Genomic DNA, 16,065 nt, shown 5'->3' with positions numbered 1-16,065 from the left:
GAAACAAAGAAGAAATCCCTGAGACTATCACTCTCGGGGATTTCTTCTTTTGTGGTGAATTATATGTCCTATATACACCTGTATTATACCACTCCGCCCCAAAAAAGCAGGCCCCTTACCGTGCATATTTCCGCCCGGGCAGAAATAAATATTTACCGTACCCGCCTTTCAGAGAAGGGCACATACCTCTGCTTCACCGGCAGGGCACGGTAGGCCGGGCGCATTATCCGGCCGCCGGTGGTCAGCTCCTCTATGCGGTGGGCGCACCAGCCCGCTATCCGGGACACGGCGAACATGGGGGTAAAGAGGTCCTCGGGTATGCCCAGCATCTCGTACACCAGCCCCGAGTAGAAGTCCACGTTGGCGCAGAGGACCTTCTCGCTGCCGGTGACCTTCAGGAAAGCTTTGGGCGCAAGCCGCTCCACGGTTTCGTAGAGGGACAGCCTTTGAAGATAGCCCTTCTCCTTTGCCAGGGCCCTGGCCTTCCCCTTGAGTATCACCGCCCGGGGGTCCGACAGGGTGTAGATGGCGTGGCCCACGCCGTAGATAAGGCCGCTGCCGTCGTGGGCCTCGCCCCGCAGTATCTTCTCGAGATAGGCCTCCACCTCGTCCTCGTCGTCCCAGTTCTTCACGTTCTCCATTATCTCCGTCATCATGTTCTTTACACGGTGGTTCGCCCCGCCGTGCCTATAGCCCTTTAAGGAACCCACCGCCGCGCCTATGGCCGAGTAGATGTCCGTCCCCGCCGAGGTCAGCACCCTCGTCGTGAAGGTGGAGTTGTTGCCGCCGCCGTGCTCGGCGTGGAGCACCATGCAAAGGTCCAGAAGCTCCGCCTCTTCTCTCGTGAACTGCCGGTCCGGGCGCAGGGCGTTGAGTATGGCCTCTGCCGTGCACTGGCCGGGCTCATAGGGGTGGAAGAACATACTCTCCTTGTCAAAATGCCGGCGCTTCACCTGATAGGCGTAGGCCATTATAGAGGGCATCCGGGCAATAAGGGATATGCTCTGGCGCATATTGTTCTCAAGGGACATATCCTCCGGGTCGTCGTCATAGGAGTATAGGGCCATCACGGACCGGGCCAGCTTATTCATGATGTTCTTAGAGGGGGCCTTTATTATCATATCCTCGGGGAAGTATTCGGGCAGCTCACGGTTGTCAAAAAGCAGGTCGCACATACGCTTATACTGGCGTTGGTCCGGCAGCTCCCCGAAGATGAGCAGCCACGCCACCTCCTCAAAGCCGAAGCGCCCCTCAGCCGCACAGCCGCTTACGATGTCCTCTATGTCTATGCCCCGATAAGTCAGCCGCCCCTTGTCCGGGACCTTGTCGCCGTCGTCGATAAGGTAGCCGTGGACGTTGCACACATGGGTAAGCCCGGCCATGACCCCGGTGCCGTCGGCATTCCTAAGGCCCCGCTTCACGTCGAAGCGCTCCAGCTCCCGGCGGCTGATGGAGTTGTTCCTTCTGTATTCCTCACAGAGCTCGGAGACGGTGGTGCTCTCGGGGCTCTCTTTATTAAGTCTCTGCATAATCCACTTACCTCTCTTTCATTACTCTATATTATATTACCCCTTCGGCCCGGACAAGTCAAGGGATTTTGCAGGTTTCGGCATTATGTTATGCAAAACCGCCCGGTTCAACAAAAATTCTGGAAGAAAAAGGAGCGTAAAATGAAAAAGTCCAGCCGCCCGGCCTTAAAGCGTCTGTTTCTCTGCTTTCTCCTGCTCTATCTGCTGATAACCCTCCTGCCGCCACTTTTGTACTATTACATACCCGGCCCCACGGCCAGCGCCCCGGGACAGGCCGTGCCGGAGCCCACGCCCGGTCCGGCCCTGTCGCCCGCGCCGTCCCAGGACCCCGGCGTAAGCTCAGCCCTGCCAGAGCCCGCGGCCGGACCCGGAAGCAGCGACAGCTTCACCCTATACGACTCCGCCACGGAGAAGTCCCTGACCGTCCCCGCCCGGGAGTTCCTCATGGCGGACCTGGCCTGCGAGATGGACCTGCACGCCCCTAAAGAGGCGCTGAAGGCCCAGGCCGTGGCCGCCTATACCTATTACAGCCGCCAGAGGGCGGCGGGCGGGGAGATAGCCTGCGACAGCGGGAAATGGCTGGTCTACGTGCCCGAGGAGGTCATGAGGGAGCGCTGGGGAGAGGACTATGAGGAGTACCGGCAGATACTCAGCGGGGTGGTGGACGAGGTGTACGGCCAGACCCTGACCTATGGGGGCGAGCTTATCCTGGCCTCATATTTCGCCATCTCTCCGGGCGGCACCGAGAGTGTACAAAATGTCTGGGCCGAAGATGCGGATAAGGACCACCCCTACCTACAGGCCGTGGCCAGCCCCGGGGATATGTTCAGCGACGGGTACCTGAGCTATGCCGGGTTCACCCTTGAGGAGCTTGAAGGTGCCCTGGGGGTTTCCGGCCTGGACCCGGAGGAGCCTCTCTCCGGGGCGGAGTACACCCCCTCGGGCACGGTGCTGTCCGTGGACATAGGCGGCGAAAGCTTTACCGGCCAGGAGGTCCGCGCCGCCCTGGGCCTGAGAAGCGCCGCCTTCACCTGGGAGCCCACAGAGGGCGGCCTGCGGTTCACCGTCCGGGGCTGGGGCCACGGTGTGGGGCTGAGCCAGGCCGGGGCGGTGTTCATGGCAAAGGCCGGGGCGGGGTACAGGGAGATACTGGAGCATTATTATCCGGGGGCGGAGCTGGAGGTGGATAAACGGTCCTAGAGGGTTATATAATAAAGACATAAAAAAGCGGAGCCCGCCGGCAGACAGCTGGCCCGGTCGTGCTATACTTTTGATTTAGATACAGCGAAACAAGCCCCTGGGGGACTTGACAAACCCGCTCCATTGGTGTATAATATCTCTTAAGATTCAAGAAAACAAGATGGCCATCGCTGGGGGTTTCTGCGGAGCCCGCAGGGCCATAAGAAAATCTCCTTTCTCAAAAGGCAGCCGTTTGCAGCGGCTGTCTTTTGTTTGCGCATTTTCCTTTTGGGCGCAGAAGATATCCCGCGGAATTTTCCCGTTAAAAATATTGGAGGGGTCTTGTAATTTTGGAAAAAATGTATTAGAATAAGAGTAAGTACGGCACCATAAACTTTTAGGAGGTCTTTCCAATGTCTGTAAAAGTTGCAATCAACGGTTTTGGCCGCATAGGCCGCCTGGCCTTCCGCCAGATGTTCGGCGCAGAGGGCTACGAGGTCGTGGCTATCAACGACCTGACCAGCCCCAAGATGCTGGCCCATCTTCTGAAGTATGACTCCGCCCAGGGCCGCTACGCCCTGTGCGACAAGGTGGAGGCCGGCGAGGACTCCATCACTGTGGACGGCAAGACTATCAAGATCTATGCCGAGAAGGACGCCAAGGACCTGCCCTGGGGCCAGATTGGCGTTGACGTTGTGCTGGAGTGCACAGGCTTCTACTGCTCCAAGGAGAAGAGCCAGGCCCATATCGACGCGGGCGCAAAGAAGGTCGTCATCTCCGCCCCCGCCGGCAAGGACCTGAAGACCATCGTGTTCTCCGTCAACGAGGGCACCCTGGACAGCAGCGACACTATCATCAGCGCCGCCTCCTGCACCACCAACTGCCTGGCCCCCATGGCCAACACCCTGAATAAGTACGCCGAGATTCAGAGCGGCATCATGACCACCGTGCACGCCTTCACCGGCGACCAGATGGTTCTCGACGGCCCCCACCGCAAGGGCGACCTGCGCCGTGCCCGCGCCGCCGCTGTGAACATCGTTCCCAACTCCACCGGCGCCGCCAAGGCCATCGGCCTGGTTATCCCCGAGCTTAACGGCAAGCTGATAGGCTCCGCCCAGCGCGTGCCCGTACCCACCGGCTCCACCACCCTCCTGGTGGCCGTTGTCAAGGGCGAGAACGTGACCGTTGACGGCATCAACGCCGCCATGAAGGCCGCCGCCAGCGACTCCTTCGGCTACACCGAGGAGCCCCTGGTGTCCTCTGACATCATCGGCATCACCTACGGCTCCCTGTTCGACGCCACCCAGACCATGGTCACCGAGATAGGCAATGGCCTGTATCAGGTCCAGGTCGTGTCCTGGTATGACAACGAGAACAGCTACACCAGCCAGATGGTACGCACCATTAAGTACTTCGCTTCTATCTAAGAAGTAATTCAGAACGCAAAAAGGCCCCCGGGGACAGGCTCCCTGGGGGTTTCTTTGTTGGTTGACAGAAAACAGGAAACGCAACTGAAATCTGCCGATGTTATACTATGCCGGACTTCTGGAAAATTTTATAAATTCATATGGCAGTCCCATATCTTCAGAATATTTACAAATCTCCCGCCTTTCGTCATCACTCATTTCGTCATAGAAAGGGCGGTCTGACACTTTCCAGTATGTTTCAACTTTGTCTATTCGCAATACATCGCCCCACGGGGCAGTATATAATTCCCCGGCTTTATATTTCCCGACCTCTTTATACACCCTCGTGGTGTAACAATACCCCAGTTTATCTAAATAATTTTGAATTGACTCATACTCGTGCTCGGGGAAGGATATTTCTTCAAGCATACTGTAGACCTCCTGACAAGGGCGAAGCTGCCGGCGCGAAAGATAAAAAGGGGATTTTGTTTGACATAATATAGGGAATGTGGTAGAATGTCTATAGACGCTGTCGTGCGGTTAGCCCTCCCGAAAGGGGGTGGTCACTTTCCTTGATGTTTAATTTCCATAAGGAAAAATAACAAGGGAGGTGGCGCTGATGGGAAAAGTATGGAAGTACGCCCTGGCCATTCTTTTGTGGCTTGCGGTGCTGATATACATAGCCCCAAAAGTCTGCTAGCCGCCCGGCTAGGCCCCGGACGGCTAGTGTGGTAAAATAAAATCACATAAAACGTTCAAGGTGAGCTAACCGCTCAACGGCAGCGTCCCCTTATGCTTATTATACCCCGGATCCGCCCAAATGTCAAGGGTGCTCCCCGGGATTTTTTGGAGGTGCAAAATGATAGAGATAGGCTCATGGACCCGGGAGTTCGCCCAAAGGCTCCGAGCGGAATTCGGCCCCCGGCTGCTGTTTATGGGGTATCAGGGCAGCTACGCCCGGGGAGAGGCCACGCCGGAGAGTGACATTGATATTGTGACTATCCTGGATAAAGCTGACATTGCCGGTTTACGGCGCTACCGCTCCGTCGTGGGCGCTATGCCCCAGAGCGGGCTTGCCTGCGGCTTTATCTGCGGGCGGCGGGAGCTTGAAAATTGGCCCCGGTACGACCTTCTGAGCCTTGCCCTGGACACGAAGCCCGTTGTGGGGGAGCTTGCGCCGTACCTGCCGGAGTTCACCGATGGGGACCGGCGGGAGGCACTGCGAATCGGGGCCGCGAACCTCTATCACGCCGTCTGCCACACCTACCTTTATGGGGACCTGGCCGGGGCCCTTCCGGGGCTTTTGAAGTCGGCCTTCTTCTGCCTGCGGCTTTGGGCGCTGGTGAGAGACGGAGGGTACCGCGCCACAAGGGCCGAGCTTGCGGGGGCGCTGTCAGGGCGGGAGCGCAGGATACTGGATATGCTGGCGGGCCCGCGCCCGGATAATGTGGGCGAAGCCTACAGCCTGCTGATAGACTGGTCCTCAGAGGTGCTCAGGCAGACGTAACGGGCCATTAATTCCTTGATATCGTAAGACTTGGGAGCGGTTGAAAGAGTTTAAGCGGTCTATATATGTCACTTGGTTCACCTCCTTATTAAAACCCCTCTCAACCTTCCCTCTAAAACCCCGAAATGTTTCGTATGAAAGGCGAACTTTTCCAAAAATATTTTCTGTTCTTTTTGAAATTTATCCCTTGACTTCGACACCGTGTCGCACCTTATACTGATACCCAGAGAGGAGTGAGTCCATGGAAAACATGCTGACCGTCACTGACGTTTCGAGAAGCCTGGGGCTCTCCACCCGGATGCTCCGTTACTATGAGGAGCAGGGGCTCATAGAGAGCGGCCGGGCAGAAGGGTATGCCTACAGGATGTACGACCAGGAGGCCGTGAGACGGCTGCGGCAGGTCATCGTCCTGCGCCGCCTGCGCATACCCCTTCGGGAGGTGAAGCTTATCCTTGACGACCCCAGCGCCCAGTGGGCCATCTACGTGTTCCAGCAGAAGCTTTCGGAGCTGGGCACGGAGCTGGAGAGCCTCGGGGCACTGAGGGAAGTGATCGGGGAGCTTTTGGGCTCGCTTAAAAGCCGGTACTGGCTCCCGGCCGGGGACGTGCTTTTGGACGAGGATATCAGCGCTGTGCTTCCGGCTCTCACAAACTCATACGAATTAGAAAAGGAGCGTGCAAGGAAAATGGAGAATTTACAGAAGGCCGAGGAGAACATGAAGCTGACGGACGTGCGCATAGTGCACCTGCCCGCCGCCACCGTGGCTGCCGCCCGATACTTCGGGCCCGACCCCGAGGACCACGCCGGGCTGATGATAGCGGACTTCACAAGGGAGCATAAGCTCTGGAAGACCGGCGACGTGCGCCTCTACGGCTTCAACTCCCCCAATCCCCCGCCCGAGGGCGGCGAGTACGGCTATGAGTTCTGGGTGACAATACCTGACGACATGGACGTGCCGGAGCCTCTAGAGAAGAAGCGGCTTGAGGGGGGCACCTACGCCGCCCACGCCATAAAGATGGGCGACTTCCACGAGTGGCAGTGGCTCTTCAAGTGGGCCAATGAGAGCGAGGAGTATGAGATAGCGGGCTCCGGCACCCCGGAGGATATGTACGGCTGCCTTGAGGAGCACCTGAATTTCTACGGCCATATCCAGGAGACCACCGAAGGCGAGCCGGAGATACCCCAGCTGGACCTGCTGATACCGGTGAGGAAAAAGGGGGGTTGACACGCGCCGCGCCCCACTGAAAAAAACTTTCAGCCGGGAGGGAGATTATTCTCTCTCCCTATTGCTTTTTCCCTCAGCTTAGGTTATAATCACACTAATACCGGGGCGACCTGAAAATCCAAAGGAGAGTGCGATAATGCCTACAGAAAGAGAACAGCTTATCATCACAAAAGCGGCAGTGTTCGATTTGATTGAGATATTTGAATCAAACAGCGAAAAGGATAGCTATACCATCGAGGAGATAAAGACTATCCTTAAAGCGTATTTAAAGGAGGTAGCAAAATGAAAGTAGCAGTTATCGGCTGCGGCACCATTGCAAACGCCGCGCATATCCCGTCCTATATGAACAACCCCGAAGCGGAGATAGTCTATTTCTGCGACATAATCCTGGAGCGCGCCCAGAAGGCCGTGGCACAGTACGGCTGCGGCAGGGCTGTCACGGACTATCACGAGGTTCTAAATGACCCGCAGATAGAGGCGGTGTCCGTGTGCACCCCCAACAACGTCCACGCCCAGATAGCCATCGACGCCCTGCGGGCCGGTAAGCACGTACTCTGCGAGAAGCCCGCCGCCAGGACCTATGCCGAAGCTTTGGAGATGCAGAAGGTCCAGCACGAGACCGGCCGGGTGCTGAACATCGGCGTTGTGAACCGTTTTAACGACAGCGTCAACCGCATAAAGGAGTATATCGACGCCGGAAAGCTGGGCGACGTGCACCACGTGTACGCAAGCTTCCGGGCCCACCGCTCTATCCCGGGCCTGGGCGGGGCCTTTACCACCAAGGCCATCGCCGGGGGCGGGGCCCTTATCGACTGGGGCGTGCACTATCTGGACATTGTCATGTATTGCTGTGGGGATCCGAAGGTCAAGACCGTCACCGGCGAGACCTTCTGCAAGCTGGGTAAGGACATGAAGAACTACACCTATGTGGATATGTGGGCCGAGCAGAGCAGCGACAAGGAGAACGGCACCTATGACGTGGACGACTCCGTCACCGGCATGATTCGCACCGAGGGCCCGGTGATTACCCTGAACGGCGCCTGGGCCCAGAATATCGGCGAGAGCGAGACCTACATCGACTTTATGGGCGATAAGGGGGGCATACGGCTCCATTACGGCTCGGACTTCACCCTTTATACCACGGAGAACGGCGCTTTGGTGGAGTATACCCCCAAGTTCAAGATGCGCGACCACTTCCAGAACGAGATAGACGCGTTCATCGACTGCATCAAGACCGGGCGGAAGCTGCCGTCACATATTGACACGGTTATCATCACGGCGGAGATGATGCAGGCTATCTACGATTCAGCAGAGCAGCACCACGAGATAGATTTGACTTGAGGACAATATAATCATAATTTGCGAGAAACAGGAGAACAAATATGTATAACTTTCCCATAGGCGTACTGCTGGAGAGCTTCAAGCTTCCCGTCATCGAGTCCCTGGACAAGGCCAAGGCCCTGGGCATGGACGGCGTGCAGATAAGGGTCACCGACGGCGAGCTGACCCCCGAGAACCTGACCCCAGACAGGCGTCGGGAGCTCCTAAAGGCCGTGAAGGACCGGGGCCTTACGGTGTCGGCCCTCTGCGGCGACATCGGGCGCTTCGACGACCCGGAGATAAACCCCGGAAGGATAGAGCGCTCAAAGCGCATACTGGACCTTGCCCTGGACCTTGAGACAGACGTGGTCACCACCCACATAGGCGTTGTGCCAAAGGACAGCAAGCACCCCAGGTATGGCATAATGCAGGAGGCCTGCGGGGAGCTGGCCCAGTACGCGGACAGTCTTCGGGCCCACTTCGCCATAGAGACCGGCCCCGAGGAGGCGGCCACCTTAAAGGGCTTCCTGGACGGGCTGCACTCCAAGGGCGTGGCGGTGAACCTGGACCCCGCGAACTTCGTCATGGTCACCGGCGACGATCCGGTTGGGGCGGTGTACACCCTTAAGGATTATATTGTCCACACCCACGCCAAGGACGGCAAGCGCCTTCGCTATGTGGAGCCGGAAATAGTCTACGGTCTTGCCGAGGCGGAGATGCTGGGCAGCAGCAGCTTTGAGGAGCTGCCTCTGGGCGAGGGCGTTGTGGACTTCCCGGCGTACCTTAAGGCCCTCGAGGAGATAGGTTTCAAGGGCTTCCTTACCATCGAGCGCGAGGTGGGCGAGGATCCCGGCAGGGACATCGCCGCGGCGGTGGGGTTCCTTAAAGATATCTGCCGGTAAATACAGTGATAAAAACCCCTAGCTTACTAGGGGTTTTTACTTAGGGCTTCTCCGCCCGCAGCCGGGCGATAAGCTCCTTCTCCGCCTCGCTGAGGTCGCCGATGGTCCGGGGGTCGGCGGCGGGAGTGTGCCGGGCCCTCACGCCCTGGGGGGGCAGCTCGGGGCTCTCCTCGGGCAGCGCCAGCTGCCCGAAGGATACGCCGTATATCTTGGCGAGCTTTGTCAGGGTCTCTACATCGGGGACGGTCTTGCCGCTCTCATAGTAGGAGTAGGTGGGCCGGGACACGCCCAGAGCCGCCGCCACCACGTTTTGGGTGAAGCCGCAGGCAACGCGCAGGCTTTTAAGATTGTTCCGCAGAAATTCACTGTATTCAGACATATTTTTCCTCCTTGTATTTTAAAATCAGCATTACAATCAGTGACACATCACTAACAAATGTCCTCTTGAGGGCTTATCATGTAGAGCATAATCCTTCAGGAGGGCTGTTATGAATACATACGAGATAATTGCAAAAAGGATCTGCCGGCTGTGCGGTGAGCGCGGTATTACCCCGAACCAGTTGAGTGCTGCCGCCGCCGTGCCAAAAAGCACTATTAAGGGAATACTTAATGGGGAGAGCAGGAACCCCGATATCGCTACCATCAAAAAGCTATGCGACGGTTTCGGGATAACCTTGGGGGAATTTTTCTCGGACCCCGAATTTGAGCAGAAAACTAAGTAAGGTGGTGATATCTGTCCTTATGTAGAATAAATTAACCCTTTATGGTTATTTTAACCCTTTAGGGTTAGCTTTGTCAACCCATTTCTTTTATCCTCAGTTTTGCAGGAGCGAGGTGATTGAAATGGAACTTAAAGAAGCCATAACGGACAGGATACTGGCCCTGTGCCAGCAGAGGGGGATATCGGTCAACAAGCTGTGCAATATGAGCGGCGTGACCCAGTCCACGGTGAACAACATCATCAACAGGAAGAACAACACCACAACGGTGTCGACTATAAAGAAGCTCTGCGACGGCCTGGACATCACCCTGGGGGAATTTTTCTCCACCCCGGAGTTTGACCGGCTGGAGCAGGAGGTGCGGTGAAGTTTTATGACCGCAAACCTATTATATCATGTTATTTCGATTTAGGCAAGTGCCTAATTGCGTGTGCGTAAATTTGGCTACACTGTCTTTGAGGTGATTTTATGTACGTCAAAGACGCGGTAGCAAAGCATTTCGACGAGCTGTGCAGAGAGCGGGGCATATGCTACAACGAGCTGGCCAATATCTCGGGCGTTCCGCCCACCACGGTCTACTGCATGATGAAGCCCGAGCGCAGAAAGCTGCACATAGATGTAATAAAGAAGCTCTGCGACGGCTTAGAGATTTCTCTGGCCGAATTTTTCTCAGGACCGATTTTTGACGAATTGGAGCAGGAAATAAGATGATACGCTATGCGCCATTATGGAGAACAATGGCCGAAAAAGGCTTTACTACCTATACCCTGCGCTTCAAGTGCGGCATGAGCCACGCCACCGTCCAGCGGCTGCAAAGGGATATGCCTGTTTCAACCCATACGCTGGACAAGCTCTGTAAAATACTTGGCTGCGGCCTTGATGGGGTCGCGGAATATGCAGACGAGGAGTGACAAAAAATGGAGCTGCGCCCCATTGCCCACATAAGGACCGGCTTCCCGGAAAAGTTCGGCATACCCCGCCAGAGCGGGGTGGTGAAGGAGCTTCGGGGCCGGGTGGTGTTCGGGCCGGAGTACAGGGCCCGGGAGGCCTTTAGGGGGATAGAGGGCTTCTCCCACCTGTGGCTTATATGGGGCTTCTCAAAGAACCCACCGGGGAAGTGGTCGCCCACGGTGCGGCCGCCGCGGCTGGGGGGCAACCGGCGGGTGGGGGTGTTCGCCAGCCGGTCGCCCTTTAGGCCGAACCCCCTGGGGCTGTCCTGCGTGGAGCTCTGCGGGGTGGACTATGAGGGGCCCGAGGGGCCGGTGCTGGTGGTGAAGGGGGCGGATATGGCGGACGGCACGCCCATTTATGACGTGAAGCCCTACCTGCCCGGGGCGGACAGCATAGAGGGGGCCCGGGGCGGCTTTACGGACCAGGAGCCCTGGGAGCCCCTTTCGGTGGACTGTCCCCCGGAGCTTTTAAACAAGGTGCCCCCCGGGGACCGGGAGGCACTTTTGGCCGTATTGGCGGCGGACCCCCGACCCCACTACCATAGGGACCCGGAGCGGGTCTATGGAATGGGCTTTGCGGGGGTCCAGGTCAGGTTCACGGTGGGAGAGGGCCGGGTCCGGGTGGTGGAGATAGTTCAGTAGAAAATTATCTGCTCCCGGCCCTCAAGGGTGACAAGGGCCTGCTTCACGCCGAAGGCTTTGGCGGCGGACTCCCGGACTTCATCAGGCGTGCCGAAGGCTGTGAGTTTTCCGCTCTCCATAAGGGCCACATAGTCGCTGTACATAAAGGCCAGGGGCAGGTCGTGGAGCACGGCTAAAATGGTCCTGCCCTGGACGTTCAGGTCCCGGACAAGCTCCATCACCTGGTTCTTCTGGCCTATGTCCAGATAGGTGGTGGGCTCGTCCAGCAGCAGAAGCTCGCTGTCCTGGCACAGGGCCATAGCGATATACGCCCTCTGCCGCTCGCCCCCGGAGAGCTCCCGGAGCTCCCTATGTCTGAGCTCCCAGGCCCCCGCCCGGCGAAGGGACTCCTCTATCTGCCCCTTTGCGCTTTGCATATCCCCGTGGGGATAGCGCCCAAAGGCGGCAAGCCGCTCCACTGTCAGGCGGGGGAGCTCCCGGGACTGGGGCAGAAGGGCCATGAGCCGGGCCAGCTCCCTGCGCTTATAAGAGGGAAGGGGCCTGCCGTCCAGCAGTATTTCACCGGCGCTGGGCTTTATAAGCCCCCCGGCGGTGTTCAACAGAGTGCTTTTGCCGCAGCCGTTGGGGCCGATAAGGGCGGTTATCTTGCCCCGGGGCACGGTGAGGCTCACGTCCGAAAGGACCGTGCGGCCCGGGTAGCCCGAGGTGATATGGCGAAACTCCATCATAGTACCCGCCGCCTTTCCCTTATGAGCAGATATAGGAAGAAGGGCCCGCCCACAAAGCTCAGGAGTATGCCCACCGGCAGCTCATAGGGGGCGAAGAGGAGGCGGCTCAGCAGGTCGCAGAGGGTGACAAAGCCCGCACCAAGAAGGGCCGCGGCGGGGAGGAGCAGCCGGTGGGAGGTTTTGGACTCCTTAAAGAGCCTGCGCACGATATGCGGGGCCAGAAGGCCCACAAAGCCCAAAAGCCCCGAAAAGCTCACCGCGCACCCGGCCAGCACGCAGGACAGGAGTATCAGAGCAAGGCGTGTGAGGCTCACGTTCATGCCAAGGCTCCGGGCCGGGGTTTCACCCAGCCCCAGCAGGTCCGCCTGGGGGGAGAGCCCCAGGGAGAGCCCCAGGGCCAGAAGTATCACGGCCCAGGCGGGGGACAGGTCCCGAAGGGACACCCCCGAAAAGCCGCCGATAAGAAAGGCGCTGCCGTTATAGAGGGTGTCGGGGCAGAAGGTCTTTACGGTGTTTATGCCCGCGGTGAAGATGCTGCTGACCGCCACGCCGCTGAGTATGATGGTAAGCCTGCCCGCCCCGGCGGACACGGCCAGCACCAGGACCACGGCCACAAGGGCCCCGAAAAACGCCCCCAGCTGTCCCGCCCCCCGGACCCCGGGCAGCAGGGCCATACTTAAAAAGGTGAAGAAGCCCGCCCCGGCGTTGACCCCGATGACGTTGGGGGCGGCCAGGGGGTTCGAGAGCACCGCCTGGAGGAGCATACCGCTGACGGAGAGGGCCGCGCCGGAGAGCAGGGACGCTATGACCCTTGGCAGGCGCACGTACAGGAGTATGCGGCTCTGGGCCGAGGCAAGGTCCCCGGAGAGAACCCCGCTTAAAGCGGCGGGCAGGTCTATTACCGTAGAGCCAAGGCAGAGCCCAGAAAGGGCGCAGAACAGCGTAAGGACTGCCAGAAGGGCCAGCTTAACGCCCCCGGGCAGCCCGGATTTTTCATACTCTTTTTTACTCTCCCTACTCCTTGAGAAGCTTCCCCAGATACTCATAGCTTTCCCCCCAGCGGTGGTTGGGCTTATAGTGGAACAGGTCCTTGGGCAGCACATGGAAGCGGCCCGCCTTTATGGCGGCAAGGCCCTCCCAGGCGGGGTTCTCCTCTATCACGCCCTGAAGGTAAGAGAGGGCCGCGTCCTCGTCCCCCATGGTGGTGACGAAGATATAGTCGGGGTCCGAGGAGATGACCTCCTCAAGGCTCAGGTCCTCCAGCATAGAGGGGTGGTCGTCGGCGATGTTATTGCAGCCCAGGTCCTTCATAATGGCCCCGGCCAGCTCGTCGTCGGTCTTGGCCTTTATGCCGCTGGAGAAGGCGCGTATCAGCAGCACCCGGGGTCCCTCCTCTTTAAAGCCGTATTTGTCCCGGGCGGACTCTATCTGCTCCCGGGGCTTCTCGACGTACTCCGAAAGAAGCTCCTCGTGGCCGGTAATGCCGCAGAATTCCTCCATCATCTCCGAGTAGTCCCCGAAGGTGTCCACCCGATAGCCACTGACGGCTATCCCAGCGTCCGTGAACACGTCCACCATGTCCACCTGGGCGGCGATATCCTCTGAGAAGATAATAAGGTCCGGCTCCAGGGCGATAATAGCCTCGGCATTGGGCTCCTTCACGGTGCCTATTACCTGGGCCTCCCCCACGTCCAGGTCCCGCTCCTTCACGGCGTCCTCGGTGACCCCCACAAGCTCCCCGCCCGCCAGCAGCCATGCCTCGGCATAGGAGCCGTACAGGCACACCACCCGGGAGTCCCCGTTGAAGGCGGCGGAGCTCTCCTCTGAGGGCTCGGAGCTCCCCTTACAGCCTGACAGGGTCAGGGCCAGCAGCAGGATAAAAGCGAGTATTCTTTTCATCACATTCCCTCCCACAGATCTGTTTCGGGGACCGGCTCAAGGCCGAAGTCCTCCGGCAGCAGCAGCTCCAGGTCCCGCTCCTGCTCCCCGGCCTTCATGTTCCGGCGGGAGCAGGCTATCACCGCCGCCTCCACCCGGTTGCGGGCCATGCGGCCGTTGCCGTTTACCCGGGGGTCCCCGCTTATCTGCTGGTGGGTGTAATACTTTATAAGGGGCCTTTTGCAGCTCTCGTCCAGCTTATACCCCATCCCGGAGGCTATGCTCACGGTGATGTCCCAGAGCTCCTCGGGGGTATAGTCCGGGAACTCGATAATGTTGGGGAACCGGGACCGAAGGCCGGAGTTGGCCGTTAAAAACTCCTCCATCTCCCGGGAGTAACCCGCCAGTATCACCACAAGCTTGTCCCTGTGGTCCTCCATGCCCTTTACCAGCGCGTCGATGGCCTCCAGCCCGAAGCTGTCGTCCCGGCCCCGGTAGAGGGAGTAGGCCTCGTCGATAAAGAGCACCCCGCCCATGGCGGACTGTAGGGCCTTTTGGGTAAGGGGCGCGGTGTGGCCCACGTACTGGCCCACAAGGTCCGCCCGGGTGACCTCCACCAGCTGCCCCCCGGACAGGGCCCCCATGGCCTTTAAATACCTTGCCACTATCCTTGCCACGGTGGTCTTGCCGGTGCCGGGGTTGCCGGTGAAGATCATGTGCATACTGGGGGTCTCGGCCTTTAGGCCCCGCTCCTTTCTCAGGCGCTGCATATTGAAGTTGTCCTCCAGGGACAGCACATACTCCTTCACGTTTTCAAGGCCGGTTATGCCGGAGAGCTCCTCCTTCACGGCGGAGAGCTCGGCGGCGCTGGCCGCCGTCTCCGGGGACCGGGGGATTATTATGCCCTGAATTTCAGGGCCCTCGTATTCTATCACGAGCCCCTTCTCCCCGCAAACCAGCGCGGCGTTTACCGGCCCCAGGGACCGGCGCAGCTTCTCCTCGCTCATGGCCTTATAGAGCCCCTCTGCGGCGGAGCCAAGGGCGGCGGCGCCCCGCTCCCGGCTGTATTGGGCGGCGAGGGCTTCTGTCTCTTTTTCGCCGAAGCTGAGGGTGAAGGAGAGCTGGCGCTCTGTCCGCTCCTTTAGTTCCTCAAGGCGCAGCCTTGCTATCGCTGTAAGGCTCTCCTTAGAGAACTCCCCGGTGGAGAGCACGTCGTCAAGGCCCCCCGTGAACACGCTGCCGAAGGCCCCCGAGAGCCTTGCCGGGTCCGGCCCCGCCAGCAGGAACAGGTACTTGCCCCCCAGGGACAGCTCCGACACCGCCCCGGGGGCCAGGGCCGTGCCCACGTCTATAAGCAGTCCCTTCTGCTGGGCGTAGCGGCCGGGAAGGGGGACCCTGCCGGTGGTGAAGGCCGAGAACAAGAGGGGCAGCACAGAGGGGTGGCACCCCTCATAGTTCACAAAGACCAGAGAGGCCGCGCCGCCCTTTAAGGCGGAAAACAGGTCCTGGACCAGCAGCTTCTCGGACCCCGGCGCGCTGTAGGCGGCAAGGTCTATCTGTGAGGTCTTCGGGGTCTTCAGCACCCCCAGCCGCCCCAGGGAGGCGGTCATGCTCTCCACGGCGCTGCGGCGGCCTGTGCCCTGGCTCCCCAAAAGAGCCGCCCGGCACAGGGGCAGCTGGTCCGGGGACCCGGCCACGAAGGGCCGCTTGAAGGCCAGGGTCAGGGCGTTCACGAACTCCTCCTGGCCCAGGACCCTGCCAAGGGTCTCCCGCCTGGCGGTCTCAAAGGCCCCGGCAAGGGCGGCGGGGCTGCCGGTGTTGCCGGAGGTTTCGGAGCTTACGCCGTCGCTCTCAAGCCGTCTTTGGAGCTCGTCCATGTCGGCCTGGGCCTCTCTTGTCATGCGCTCGATGCTCTCCTGAAGGGACTGGCTCATGTCCTGCTGGGCCCGCCCCACGGCTTCTAAGGACTTCTCCGCGTCCTTGGCGGCCTGGCTCTTTACATTGAGGACGCCGCCCCTGAACATGGAGTCCAGTATGGAGTCTATGTCGTTTCTGTCATTCATGATCTGCTCTCTCCTTA

19 protein-coding genes are annotated in these 16,065 nt (G+C 59.2%); 12 read left to right on the top strand and 7 right to left on the bottom strand.

What is annotated here, in order from left to right; translation table 11 throughout:
• Nucleotides 1-152: 152 nt before the first annotated feature.
• Nucleotides 153-1,529 (bottom strand): citrate/2-methylcitrate synthase, encoded by a 1,377-nt coding sequence (locus ADH66_RS13735; protein ID WP_066539567.1) that lies wholly within the window; start codon nucleotides 1,527-1,529, stop codon nucleotides 153-155.
• 141 nt (nucleotides 1,530-1,670) lie between these two features.
• Here ADH66_RS13735 and ADH66_RS13730 point away from each other — a divergent pair, with 141 nt between their 5' ends.
• Both ADH66_RS13730 and gap read left to right on the top strand, forming a co-directional pair.
• On the top strand, nucleotides 1,671-2,729 hold the full coding sequence (locus tag ADH66_RS13730) for a SpoIID/LytB domain-containing protein (protein WP_066539568.1): 1,059 nt from the start codon (nucleotides 1,671-1,673) through the stop codon (nucleotides 2,727-2,729).
• Between the two features lie 392 nt (nucleotides 2,730-3,121).
• Nucleotides 3,122-4,135, top strand: coding sequence for a type I glyceraldehyde-3-phosphate dehydrogenase (gap, locus tag ADH66_RS13725; protein WP_066539569.1), 1,014 nt, complete (start codon nucleotides 3,122-3,124; stop codon nucleotides 4,133-4,135).
• Nucleotides 4,136-4,240: 105 nt separating this feature from the next.
• On the opposite strand, the gene ADH66_RS13720 is transcribed toward gap, so the two are convergent.
• Nucleotides 4,241-4,543, bottom strand: coding sequence for a hypothetical protein (locus ADH66_RS13720; RefSeq protein WP_066539571.1), 303 nt, complete (start codon nucleotides 4,541-4,543; stop codon nucleotides 4,241-4,243).
• A gap of 430 nt (nucleotides 4,544-4,973) precedes the next feature.
• Between ADH66_RS13720 and ADH66_RS13715 the strand changes: the two genes are divergently transcribed.
• The 5 genes from ADH66_RS13715 (at nucleotide 4,974) to ADH66_RS13700 (ending at nucleotide 9,068) form a co-directional block, all read left to right on the top strand.
• Nucleotides 4,974-5,621 (top strand): nucleotidyltransferase domain-containing protein, encoded by a 648-nt coding sequence (locus ADH66_RS13715; protein ID WP_066539572.1) that lies wholly within the window; start codon nucleotides 4,974-4,976, stop codon nucleotides 5,619-5,621.
• Between the two features lie 241 nt (nucleotides 5,622-5,862).
• On the top strand, nucleotides 5,863-6,846 hold the full coding sequence (locus ADH66_RS13710; protein WP_066539574.1) for a MerR family transcriptional regulator: 984 nt from the start codon (nucleotides 5,863-5,865) through the stop codon (nucleotides 6,844-6,846).
• Between the two features lie 136 nt (nucleotides 6,847-6,982).
• Entirely contained in the window at nucleotides 6,983-7,132 is a 150-nt protein-coding gene (locus tag ADH66_RS20135; protein WP_157130679.1) for a hypothetical protein, read from the top strand.
• Nucleotides 7,129-8,187, top strand: a complete 1,059-nt coding sequence (locus ADH66_RS13705) for a Gfo/Idh/MocA family protein (protein WP_066539575.1) — start codon at nucleotides 7,129-7,131, stop codon at nucleotides 8,185-8,187. The genes ADH66_RS20135 and ADH66_RS13705 overlap by 4 nt, the downstream gene beginning before the upstream one ends.
• Before the next feature lie 41 nt (nucleotides 8,188-8,228).
• On the top strand, nucleotides 8,229-9,068 hold the full coding sequence (locus tag ADH66_RS13700; protein WP_066539576.1) for a sugar phosphate isomerase/epimerase family protein: 840 nt from the start codon (nucleotides 8,229-8,231) through the stop codon (nucleotides 9,066-9,068).
• A gap of 40 nt (nucleotides 9,069-9,108) precedes the next feature.
• Here ADH66_RS13700 and ADH66_RS13695 read toward each other — a convergent pair whose 3' ends face one another.
• Nucleotides 9,109-9,447, bottom strand: coding sequence for a helix-turn-helix domain-containing protein (locus ADH66_RS13695; protein WP_066539577.1), 339 nt, complete (start codon nucleotides 9,445-9,447; stop codon nucleotides 9,109-9,111).
• Between the two features lie 109 nt (nucleotides 9,448-9,556).
• Between ADH66_RS13695 and ADH66_RS13690 the strand changes: the two genes are divergently transcribed.
• From ADH66_RS13690 to tsaA, 5 genes are all read left to right on the top strand, one after another.
• The gene (locus tag ADH66_RS13690; protein ID WP_066539578.1) at nucleotides 9,557-9,790 is read left to right on the top strand and encodes a helix-turn-helix domain-containing protein; all 234 of its coding nucleotides are present in this window, start codon (nucleotides 9,557-9,559) and stop codon (nucleotides 9,788-9,790) included.
• A 121-nt stretch (nucleotides 9,791-9,911) separates the two neighbouring features.
• Nucleotides 9,912-10,154: a helix-turn-helix domain-containing protein gene (locus ADH66_RS13685; protein WP_066539580.1), complete on the top strand. Its 243-nt coding sequence runs from the start codon at nucleotides 9,912-9,914 to the stop codon at nucleotides 10,152-10,154.
• 101 nt (nucleotides 10,155-10,255) lie between these two features.
• Nucleotides 10,256-10,498 carry a helix-turn-helix domain-containing protein gene (locus ADH66_RS13680; RefSeq protein WP_066539583.1) on the top strand — a complete coding sequence of 81 codons (243 nt, stop codon included), beginning with the start codon at nucleotides 10,256-10,258 and terminating at the stop codon, nucleotides 10,496-10,498.
• A gap of 26 nt (nucleotides 10,499-10,524) precedes the next feature.
• A complete protein-coding gene (locus ADH66_RS13675) occupies nucleotides 10,525-10,698 on the top strand; it encodes a helix-turn-helix domain-containing protein (RefSeq protein ID WP_236757043.1) in 174 nt (57 codons plus the stop codon).
• A 6-nt stretch (nucleotides 10,699-10,704) separates the two neighbouring features.
• Nucleotides 10,705-11,379 carry a tRNA (N6-threonylcarbamoyladenosine(37)-N6)-methyltransferase TrmO gene (gene tsaA / locus ADH66_RS13670; protein ID WP_066539586.1) on the top strand — a complete coding sequence of 225 codons (675 nt, stop codon included), beginning with the start codon at nucleotides 10,705-10,707 and terminating at the stop codon, nucleotides 11,377-11,379.
• Here the strand turns inward: tsaA and ADH66_RS13665 are convergent.
• The 4 genes from ADH66_RS13665 to ADH66_RS13650 are packed head-to-tail and all read right to left on the bottom strand — an operon-like array spanning nucleotide 11,373 to nucleotide 16,048.
• The gene (locus ADH66_RS13665) at nucleotides 11,373-12,107 is read right to left on the bottom strand and encodes an ABC transporter ATP-binding protein (RefSeq protein ID WP_066539588.1); all 735 of its coding nucleotides are present in this window, start codon (nucleotides 12,105-12,107) and stop codon (nucleotides 11,373-11,375) included. The two genes, tsaA and ADH66_RS13665, sit on opposite strands and share 7 nt — an antisense overlap.
• On the bottom strand, nucleotides 12,104-13,153 hold the full coding sequence (locus tag ADH66_RS13660; RefSeq protein ID WP_084384466.1) for a FecCD family ABC transporter permease: 1,050 nt from the start codon (nucleotides 13,151-13,153) through the stop codon (nucleotides 12,104-12,106). Before ADH66_RS13660 ends, ADH66_RS13665 begins: the two co-directional genes overlap by 4 nt.
• Nucleotides 13,122-14,006, bottom strand: a complete 885-nt coding sequence (locus ADH66_RS13655; protein ID WP_066539592.1) for an ABC transporter substrate-binding protein — start codon at nucleotides 14,004-14,006, stop codon at nucleotides 13,122-13,124. Before ADH66_RS13655 ends, ADH66_RS13660 begins: the two co-directional genes overlap by 32 nt.
• Nucleotides 14,006-16,048 (bottom strand): AAA family ATPase, encoded by a 2,043-nt coding sequence (locus ADH66_RS13650; protein ID WP_066539594.1) that lies wholly within the window; start codon nucleotides 16,046-16,048, stop codon nucleotides 14,006-14,008. Before ADH66_RS13650 ends, ADH66_RS13655 begins: the two co-directional genes overlap by 1 nt.
• Nucleotides 16,049-16,065: the final 17 nt, after the last annotated feature.

Origin of the sequence: Acutalibacter muris (genome assembly GCF_002201475.1) — a bacterium.
Taxonomy (GTDB): Bacteria; Bacillota; Clostridia; order Oscillospirales; family Acutalibacteraceae; genus Acutalibacter; species Acutalibacter muris.
The sequence above is the reverse complement of the archived record's forward strand: the minus strand, read 5'-3'. Positions and strand labels throughout refer to the sequence as shown.

Excerpts from the sequence above, each read along its gene's own strand:
- ADH66_RS13690 (WP_066539578.1), top strand. The coding sequence starts at position 9,557 with ATGAATACATACGAGATAATTGCAAAAAGGATCTGCCGGCTGTGCGGT.
- ADH66_RS13700 (WP_066539576.1), top strand. The coding sequence starts at position 8,229 with ATGTATAACTTTCCCATAGGCGTACTGCTGGAGAGCTTCAAGCTTCCC.
- ADH66_RS13680 (WP_066539583.1), top strand. The coding sequence starts at position 10,256 with ATGTACGTCAAAGACGCGGTAGCAAAGCATTTCGACGAGCTGTGCAGA.
- ADH66_RS20135 (WP_157130679.1), top strand. The coding sequence starts at position 6,983 with ATGCCTACAGAAAGAGAACAGCTTATCATCACAAAAGCGGCAGTGTTC.
- ADH66_RS13730 (WP_066539568.1), top strand. The coding sequence starts at position 1,671 with ATGAAAAAGTCCAGCCGCCCGGCCTTAAAGCGTCTGTTTCTCTGCTTT.
- ADH66_RS13655 (WP_066539592.1), bottom strand. The coding sequence starts at position 14,006 with ATGAAAAGAATACTCGCTTTTATCCTGCTGCTGGCCCTGACCCTGTCA.
- ADH66_RS13735 (WP_066539567.1), bottom strand. The coding sequence starts at position 1,529 with ATGCAGAGACTTAATAAAGAGAGCCCCGAGAGCACCACCGTCTCCGAG.
- ADH66_RS13695 (WP_066539577.1), bottom strand. The coding sequence starts at position 9,447 with ATGTCTGAATACAGTGAATTTCTGCGGAACAATCTTAAAAGCCTGCGC.
- ADH66_RS13665 (WP_066539588.1), bottom strand. The coding sequence starts at position 12,107 with ATGATGGAGTTTCGCCATATCACCTCGGGCTACCCGGGCCGCACGGTC.
- ADH66_RS13650 (WP_066539594.1), bottom strand. The coding sequence starts at position 16,048 with ATGAATGACAGAAACGACATAGACTCCATACTGGACTCCATGTTCAGG.
- ADH66_RS13675 (WP_236757043.1), top strand. The coding sequence starts at position 10,525 with ATGGCCGAAAAAGGCTTTACTACCTATACCCTGCGCTTCAAGTGCGGC.
- ADH66_RS13705 (WP_066539575.1), top strand. The coding sequence starts at position 7,129 with ATGAAAGTAGCAGTTATCGGCTGCGGCACCATTGCAAACGCCGCGCAT.
- tsaA (WP_066539586.1), top strand. The coding sequence starts at position 10,705 with ATGGAGCTGCGCCCCATTGCCCACATAAGGACCGGCTTCCCGGAAAAG.
- ADH66_RS13720 (WP_066539571.1), bottom strand. The coding sequence starts at position 4,543 with ATGCTTGAAGAAATATCCTTCCCCGAGCACGAGTATGAGTCAATTCAA.
- ADH66_RS13715 (WP_066539572.1), top strand. The coding sequence starts at position 4,974 with ATGATAGAGATAGGCTCATGGACCCGGGAGTTCGCCCAAAGGCTCCGA.
- ADH66_RS13685 (WP_066539580.1), top strand. The coding sequence starts at position 9,912 with ATGGAACTTAAAGAAGCCATAACGGACAGGATACTGGCCCTGTGCCAG.
- ADH66_RS13660 (WP_084384466.1), bottom strand. The coding sequence starts at position 13,153 with ATGAGTATCTGGGGAAGCTTCTCAAGGAGTAGGGAGAGTAAAAAAGAG.
- gap (WP_066539569.1), top strand. The coding sequence starts at position 3,122 with ATGTCTGTAAAAGTTGCAATCAACGGTTTTGGCCGCATAGGCCGCCTG.
- ADH66_RS13710 (WP_066539574.1), top strand. The coding sequence starts at position 5,863 with ATGGAAAACATGCTGACCGTCACTGACGTTTCGAGAAGCCTGGGGCTC.